This window comes from Stenotrophomonas sp. P5_B8, from assembly GCF_054049855.1.
Window position 1 is genome coordinate 1 of the sequence record NZ_JBFULO010000314.1, and the last position, 4,659, is coordinate 4,659.

The following is a 4,659-nucleotide window of genomic DNA, read 5'->3' on the forward strand; positions in this document are numbered from 1 at the left end:
CCTATACGCTCACCGCCGACGGCCAGCGCCGCGACGTGCCGGCCGACCGCATCTACACCCAGGAGAGCTACTCCAGCGCGGCTGCGGCGATGTATGCCGACCGCAAGGTGCGGGTGGTGGTGTTTCCCAACCTGGCCCCGGGTACGCGGCTGGTCTACAAGACCCGGCGGACCCAGAACACACCGTACTTCCCCGGCTACTTCGGGCTGTGGGAAACCTTCAGCGTGTTCACCCAGTACGACGACGCACGGGTGACGCTGTCGGCACCGGCCGCGCTGCCGATGTTGGTGCAGCAGCGCGATGTGCAGGGCAGTGACCGACCGAAGATCCGTGACGGCCAGGCCACGTGGGAGTGGCGCTACCAGCGCCGCGAGCCGATGCAGGCGCAGAACTGGTCGGCCGCGGCGTGGGAGTTCAGCCCCACCATCATGGCCAGCACCTACCGCGACTGGGCGCAGGTGGCCAGCGCCTACCAGCGCAAAGGGGGCGAGGCTGCCAGGGTGACCCCTGGCATCCAGGCGCTGGCCGACCAGCTCACCGCAGGCATCACCGATCGCCGCGACCAAGCGGCGGCGCTGTACCGCTGGGTCTCGCAGAACATCCGCTACGTGGCGGTGTACCTGGGCAATGGCGGGCTGGAGCCGAATCCGGCGCAGAGCATCCTCGACAACCACTATGGCGACTGCAAGGACCACGTGGTGATCCTGGAGGCGCTGCTGGCTGCGCGTGGCATCCAGAGCAGTCCGGTGCTGATCGGTGCGGGCGGCGGCCCGAGCCTGCCGGCGGTTCCGCTACTGGGGCGGTTCAACCATGCCATCACCTACATCCCCGAATTCGATCTCTACCTGGACTCGACCAGTGCCTATGCACGGTTTGGCCAGTTGCCCGACGGTGACCTGGGCGCGCCGGTGCTGCTGACCCGGCAGGCAACAGTGGCGCGCACCCCGGATAACGATGCCAGCCGCAATGGCAATGGCCTGGACGTCAGTTTCCGCTTCGACGCAAAAGGCGATCTGGCCGGCCAGACCGTGCTGCAGCCGAGCGAGATCAGCGAAATCGGCATGCGGGGATCGTTCGCGCGTCTCAATGCGCAGAACCGGGCGCGGGTGGAGGAATCGATCATGGCCTCGTCCGGGTTCGACGGCACCGGCGCGCTCACCCTGTTGGGCGATCCGCAGGACCTGAGCCGCCCATTCAACTATCGCTACGATTTCCATGCCAGCGACTACGTCGACTTCGGCGTGGTCGGCGGCATGCCCTTGCCCGATGCGCCCGGCGGCGAGTCCTTCCGCGATATCTACACCACCACCTCGGCCCCGGACAACGCCACGCCGTTTTATTGCACCGACAGCCTTCGCGAGGAAACCTACCGGCTGCAGTTCCCGGTGGGCGTGCCGATCGTGGCGATCCCGCGCCGCCAGCAGTTCCGCAACCCGGCGGGGGAGTAYCGGCTGGACTGGAGCCGCGAGGGCCAGACCATCGTTGCCCGCCATCGGCTGCAGCAGCGCGCGGTGCGCGGCGCGCAGGCGCTGTGTCAGTCGCAGGACTATCCCGCGTTCCGCGAACTGTACCAGCAGGTGCGGCGCGGTTTTCGTGGGCAGGTGGTGTATGGCGACCTGAAGACGGTGCAGGCAAACCCGTAGCCCGTCAACGCCGCGCTGCGCGGGTGCGTCGACGCGGCGCATACTACTGCCCTGATCGCCCATTCAGGTTTCCATGGGCACACTCCGATCCATCCTTTCCATATGTCCCGGATACTGCCATGAACACCTCTTTCCGCCGCTACCTCGTTGCCGCCACCCTGGTCGTGGCCAGTGTCGGGTCGGCCTCGGCCTGGGCCGGCGCCCGCGATGAGCTCAACCGTTTCACTCAAGGCCTGAAGGGCCTCGATGGACAGTTCAGCCAGCAGGTGTTTGACAGCAAGGGCAAGGTCAAGGAGAACACCAGTGGTCGCGTCGCGCTGTCCGCGCCGCGTCTGTTCCGTTGGGAATACATCAAGCCGCACGAACAGCTGATCGTGGCCGACGGCAAGAAGGTCTGGGTGTACGAGAAGGATCTGGAGCAGGCCACTGTCCGCGCGCAGGGCGCCGAAGAGCAGAACAGCCCGCTCACCGCACTGATCAATCCGGCGTTGCTGGACAAGCAGTACGACGTGAGCGAAGAGGCCGCAGCGCGCGATGGCCTGCAGTGGTTGTCGCTCAGCCCCAAGCGCGAGACCGACACCGCCTTCCAGTACGCCGCGCTGGGCTTCAACGCCCAGGGCCTGGCGCGCATGGAAGTGGTGGATGCAGTGGGTCAGCGCACGGTGATCAACTTCACCGGTTGGAAGCGCAACCCGGGCTTTGCCGCCGGTACCTTCAGCTTCGCACCGCCCAAGGGCACCGACGTCATCGGCGAGTAAGGCGGGGGCGCTCATCGCCGCGTTCAATCGCAGGATGGCGTCGGGACGGGGTAGAGCCAGGCCATGCCTGGCTGGGCCTTCCCGAGATCCCGTCCGCCGCACGGAGAGCAGCCAGGCATGGCCTGGCTCTACCGGGATTCGCAATGGGTCGGTCGTACGGAGAGCAGCCAGGCATGGCCTGGCTCTACCGGTGCTTATCCGACGTGGGTTCACGCGCGCTCGCGATAGAATACGTGCGTGGCCAGAAACCGAACGACATTCAACGGGCCTGATCTGCTGACCGTGGATCGGGACAACATGCGTCCGCTCKCCGAGCGGATGCGTCCGCAGACGCTGGACGAGATGGTCGGGCAGAAACGCCTGCTCGCGCCGGATAGCGCGCTGCGCCGCGCGGTCGAGTCCGGGCATGTGCATTCGATGATCCTGTGGGGGCCGCCCGGCTGTGGCAAGACCACCCTGGCGCTGCTGCTGGCGCACTACGCCGATGCCGAATTCCGCGCCATCTCCGCAGTGCTCTCCGGCCTGCCGGAGGTGCGCCAGGTGCTGGCCGAGGCCGCCCAGCGCTTTGCCGACGGCCGCCGCACCGTGCTGTTCGTCGACGAGGTGCACCGGTTCAACAAGGCGCAGCAGGATGCATTTCTGCCGCATATCGAGCGCGGGACCATCGTCTTTGTCGGCGCCACCACTGAAAATCCCTCGTTCGAACTGAACTCGGCGCTGTTGTCGCGCTGCCGCGTGCATGTGCTCGAATCGGTGTCGCCGGCCGACATCGTTGAGGCGCTGGAGCGCGCGCTGCACGACAGCGACCGCGGCCTTGGCAGCGAAGCGCTGCAGGTGGCTCCGGAATCGCTGCTGGAAATCGCCACCGCTGCAGATGGCGACGTGCGCCGCGCGCTGACCCTGCTGGAGATTGCGGCCGAACTGGCGGGCGGCGACGGTGGCCGGATCAGTCCGGAGATGCTGCTGCAGGTCCTGGCCGACCGCACCCGGCGCTTTGACAAGGGGGGCGAGCAGTTCTACGACCAGATCTCGGCGCTGCACAAATCGGTACGCAGTTCCAATCCGGATGCCGCGCTGTACTGGCTGACGCGGATGCTCGATGGCGGCTGCGACCCGTCCTACCTGGCGCGGCGGCTGACCCGCATGGCGATCGAAGACATCGGTCTGGCCGATCCGCGCGCGCAGTCGATGGCGCTGGAAGCCTGGGACATTTACGAACGCCTCGGCAGCCCGGAAGGCGAACTGGCCTTCGCGCAACTGGTGCTCTATCTGGCCAGCACCGCCAAGTCCAATGCCGGCTACGCCGCGTTCAACAAGGCCAGGCAGGACGTGCGCGAGAGCGGCACCCAGGAGGTGCCGCTGCACCTGCGCAACGCGCCGACCAGGTTGATGAAGGAGCTGGGGTACGGCAAGACCTACCAGTACGACCATGACGCCGATGGCGGCATCGCGCTGGACCAGACCGGGTTCCCGGATGCGATGGGCGAGCGGGTGTATTACGAGCCCGTACCGCGTGGCCTGGAGATCAAGCTGAAGGAAAAGCTGGACCGGCTGCGTGCGGCGCGCGAGCAGGCGCGCGCGGAGAAGGGTGGCGCGTAATGGACGGGTTTTCGACGTGGTGGCAGCAGCTGGGGCTGGTCATGGCCGGCGGCGCGCTGGGAGCCGCTCTGCGCTTCATGGTGGGCGATGCGATGCTGCGCCAGTTCGGCAGCGGTTTCCCATGGGGCACCCTGACAGTGAACCTGGTCGGCGCCTTCGCTGCCGGTTACGTGATGGTCTGGCTGCAGAGCCGCGGTACGGCCGCGCTGTACTGGCGGGCGTTCCTGATCGTGGGAATCATTGGCGGGCTGACCACGTTCTCCTCGATGGTGCTGGAGTCGCTGGTGTTCACCCGGACCGATCGTGGCCTGATGCTGCCGCTGTACCTCGGCGTCAGTCTGATAGGCGGCTTGCTGCTGGTCTGGTTGGGCGCTCGCGTGGCCGAGGCGTGGCGCTGGTAAGGGCGCGCGGCCGACGGTGGCCGATGTCCTCGTCACCCTCAACTGGCTGACGTCCCCGCCGGGTCGCGCTCTCGATCGCCACAAACGCAGAAATCCGCTGAAAACGCTGGATTAAAGTGATGTCTCACGATATCGTGCGCGCCCCCGCACGCATTCCCGTCCGTCATGCGCGATGAACAAGACCCCGGCACCCTGGAACTGACGCTGCCGCGCAAGCGCGGCCGTCCGCCCACGTTCGGCTACGCGATGACCGATGCG

Annotated in this window: 4 protein-coding genes; all 4 read left to right on the top strand. The window is 66.9% G+C overall.

Features of this window, described 5'->3' with window-relative positions:
* A partial coding sequence (locus tag ACXJKH_RS15275; protein WP_457320528.1) for a DUF3857 domain-containing protein occupies positions 1–1,643 on the top strand: 1,643 nt, incomplete at its 5' end.
* 119 nt (positions 1,644–1,762) lie between these two features.
* Entirely contained in the window at positions 1,763–2,401 is a 639-nt protein-coding gene (gene lolA, locus ACXJKH_RS15280) for an outer membrane lipoprotein chaperone LolA (RefSeq protein ID WP_457320530.1), read from the top strand.
* 297 nt (positions 2,402–2,698) lie between these two features.
* Positions 2,699–4,000, top strand: coding sequence for a replication-associated recombination protein A (locus ACXJKH_RS15285; protein ID WP_457320532.1), 1,302 nt, complete (start codon positions 2,699–2,701; stop codon positions 3,998–4,000).
* Positions 4,000–4,401, top strand: a complete 402-nt coding sequence (crcB, locus tag ACXJKH_RS15290) for a fluoride efflux transporter CrcB (protein ID WP_256776716.1) — start codon at positions 4,000–4,002, stop codon at positions 4,399–4,401. The genes ACXJKH_RS15285 and crcB overlap by 1 nt, the downstream gene beginning before the upstream one ends.
* Positions 4,402–4,659: the final 258 nt, after the last annotated feature.

Excerpts from the sequence above, each read along its gene's own strand:
- lolA (WP_457320530.1), top strand. The coding sequence starts at position 1,763 with ATGAACACCTCTTTCCGCCGCTACCTCGTTGCCGCCACCCTGGTCGTG.
- crcB (WP_256776716.1), top strand. The coding sequence starts at position 4,000 with ATGGACGGGTTTTCGACGTGGTGGCAGCAGCTGGGGCTGGTCATGGCC.